This is a genomic window from Moorena sp. SIO4E2 (assembly GCF_010671945.1).
Taxonomy (GTDB): domain Bacteria; phylum Cyanobacteriota; class Cyanobacteriia; order Cyanobacteriales; family Coleofasciculaceae; genus Moorena; species Moorena producens.
Genome location: NZ_JAAHIE010001307.1, coordinates 1 through 1,245, shown reverse-complemented (window position 1 = coordinate 1,245; position 1,245 = coordinate 1). Strand labels below are relative to the sequence as shown.

Here is a 1,245-nt window from a genome sequence, read left to right as displayed (position 1 = left end):
GGCGTGGCACAGCTAAAATAGTGCAATAGAAATAGGATAACTGAGGCGGAAAGTATGGGAAGAGGAAAACGAGACAAGGTGATTCTGAGTCGAGAACAGAGAAAAAGGCTGGAAGTCATAAGCAACAATGGATACGCCCCAGCCAAAAAAATACTTCATGCTCAAATACTGTTGATGTCAGACGAAGGAGGGGAAGCAAAGCGGAAATGGACAGATAACGAAATTGCCTTAGCACTCAATCTCCATCGCAATACAGTGGGTCGAGTGCGAAAAAAATTCTTAGAAAAAGGAGTAGTGCCAGCGTTAGAGAGAAAACTCAGAAGGAAACCACCAGTAGAGCCGATTGTGGATGGAGAAACAGAAGCTCAAATTATTGCCCTTTGTTGCAGTGAGCCACCCCAAGGGAGAGGGAATTGGAGTTTGAGACTCTTAACTACAGAACTCAAGCGACGCACAATCGTCACGGAAATTTCTAGGGAAACAGTGAGACGAACCCTAAAAAAAACAAATTGCGTCCCTGGAAAACTCAGAGATTCTGTATTCCAGAACGAGATTTGCCAAGATTTGTAGCCGAAATGGAAGTAGTTCTAGACCACTATACCTGTCCTGAAAATCCAGAAATCCCCTTAATCTGCATGGATGAAGCCAGCAAGGAGTTACATGGTCACTTGTACGAACCGATTCCGATGCAGCCAGGAGTAAATGCCAAAGAAGACTATCACTACACCCGTGAAGGAGTCCAAGCCCTATTTAGGTTTTTTGACCCCAGCCGAGGTTGGCGACGAGTCAGTTGTCGCGACAACCGCACCAGCTCCGACTGGGCTATGGAAGTCAAGCAATTACTCGATATTGACTATCCTGATGATCACATTGTGCGCTTGCTGTGCGACAACCTCAATATCCATAACATCTCCTCTTTTTACAAGACTTTTCCCGCCTCTGAAGCCCACAGTTTGGCACGGCGACGGTCGTTGATTCACACGCCACGCAATGGTAGTTGGCTTAATGTAGCGGAAACTGAGCTATCAGTACTGTCTCAGCAATGTCTTGACCGTCGGATTGCCACGGTTGAGGAACTAAAGAATGAACTTGATGCATGGCAACAAGAGCGCAACAGTAGTTCAGCCAAGGTCGTTTGGCGATTTACTACCGAAGATGCACGAGTCAAACTTAAACACCTATATCCTGTATTTGAACTTGATGAAGACCTAGAATCTAATGCACCAAATTAGCTGTGCCACGCCA

At 45.9% G+C, this 1,245-nt stretch carries 1 protein-coding gene; it reads left to right on the top strand.

The window, feature by feature from the left end; all coding sequences use genetic code 11:
* The first annotated feature begins 54 nt into the window (after window positions 1-54).
* Window positions 55-1,232, top strand: a protein-coding gene (locus F6K37_RS43200) for an IS630 family transposase (protein ID WP_287257315.1) whose coding sequence is annotated in 2 segments (ribosomal slippage) — window positions 55-496 and window positions 496-1,232 — 1,179 coding nt in all. Because the reading frame shifts where the segments join, the coding sequence is not laid out codon by codon here.
* Window positions 1,233-1,245 lie beyond the last annotated feature (13 nt).